Raw genomic sequence first — 1,454 nt, 5'->3', positions numbered from 1 at the left:
GCACAGAGGAGTGCGGCGCCGGACGAATGCGGTGTGTGCCTGGCTCAGACGTTGACGCCGAAGTCCTGCGCGATGCCGCGCAGTCCCGAGGCGTAACCCTGGCCGATGGCACGGAACTTCCACTCCGCACCGTTGCGGTAGAGCTCGCCGAAGACCATGGCGGTCTCCGTCGAGGCGTCCTCGCTGAGGTCGTAGCGGGCGAGCTCATTGCCGTCCGCCTGGTTCACGACGCGGATGTACGCGTTGCGGACCTGGCCGAAGCTCTGCTGGCGGGACTCGGCCTCGTAGATCGAGACCGGGAAGACGATCTTGGCGACATCGGCCGGGACACCGGCCAGATTCACCTTGATGACCTCGTCGTCGCCCTCGCCCTCACCGGTGAGGTTGTCACCGGTGTGCTCGACGGAGCCGTCGGGGCTCTTGAGGTTGTTGAAGAAGACGAAGTTCGAGTCGTTGGCGACCTTGCCCGCGTCGTTCGTCAGCAGGGCGCTGGCGTCGAGGTCGAAGTCACCACCGGTGGTGGTGCGCGCGTCCCAGCCCAGACCGACGATGACCGCCGTCAGGTTCGGGGCGGCCTTGGACAGCGAGACGTTTCCGCCCTTGCTGAGGCTGACTCCCACGAGTCCTCCAAAATGTCGAGGGGCTCAGGAGAAGCCCTGCCCCCGTAGTACAGCTGGCATCGGATCAACGGTTTGATCCTAGTGACCGGTTCCCGGCACGGCAGGACTTAAGTCCCGAATTCCTCAGGTACCCGGATCGGGTCCCGGATTTCGGCACTCAAGGCTCCCGTGCGGATCAGAGCGTGTCGAGGGCCTTGACGTAGTCGTTCAGATCACGCGCGTCGGGGAGGCCGTTGACGACGGTCCAGCGGACCGTGCCCTCCTTGTCGATGATGAAAGTGCCGCGCACCGCGCAGCCCTTCTCCTCGTCGAAGACGCCGTAGGCGCGCGAGACGTTGCCGTGCGGCCAGAAATCGGACAGCAGCGGGTACTCCAGGCCCTCCTGCTCACCGAAGACGCGCAGGGTGTGCATGGAGTCGCTGGAAACCGCGAGGAGCTGCACGTCGTCGTTCTGGAACTTCGGGAGCTCGTCGCGCAGGGCGCACAGCTCGCCGGTGCAGACGCCGGTGAAGGCGAAGGGGTAGAAGAGCAGCACGACGTTCTTCTCGCCCTTGAAGTCGGACAGGCGCACGGTGCGGCCGTGGTTGTCCTTGAGCGCGAAGTCCGGGGCCGCGGTGCCCGCACCGATCGCCGTGCCGGTCGTCGTGTCGGTCGCCATGGGGATGAGCTTCCCTTCGTTGGGCTGTTCGGGTGGTGCCAGCGTACGCAAGGGACCCCCGCCGACCTGGGTCGGCGGGGGTCCGCGTACTGGGTGATGGGGTGTCTCCGGCTGGTAGTGCTTGGCGGACTTCGCCGCCTTGGGGGCAAGCAGTCGGCTGCCCGTCCAGTCCTTGG

At 66.3% G+C, this 1,454-nt stretch carries 2 protein-coding genes; both read right to left on the bottom strand.

Annotation, left to right across the window (positions count from 1 at the left end):
• Positions 1–44: 44 nt before the first annotated feature.
• On the bottom strand, positions 45–620 hold the full coding sequence (locus tag ACWGIG_RS38895; RefSeq protein ID WP_185026139.1) for a TerD family protein: 576 nt from the start codon (positions 618–620) through the stop codon (positions 45–47).
• A gap of 175 nt (positions 621–795) precedes the next feature.
• The gene (locus tag ACWGIG_RS38890; protein WP_453326440.1) at positions 796–1,278 is read right to left on the bottom strand and encodes a peroxiredoxin; all 483 of its coding nucleotides are present in this window, start codon (positions 1,276–1,278) and stop codon (positions 796–798) included.
• Positions 1,279–1,454: the final 176 nt, after the last annotated feature.

The organism is Streptomyces sp. NPDC054863 (assembly GCF_053610825.1).
The sequence above is the reverse complement of the archived record's forward strand: the minus strand, read 5'-3'. Positions and strand labels throughout refer to the sequence as shown.

Bases quoted from the DNA above. Each gene is read 5' to 3' on its own strand.
- ACWGIG_RS38890 (WP_453326440.1), bottom strand. From the start codon at position 1,278: ATGGCGACCGACACGACGACCGGCACGGCGATCGGTGCGGGCACCGCG.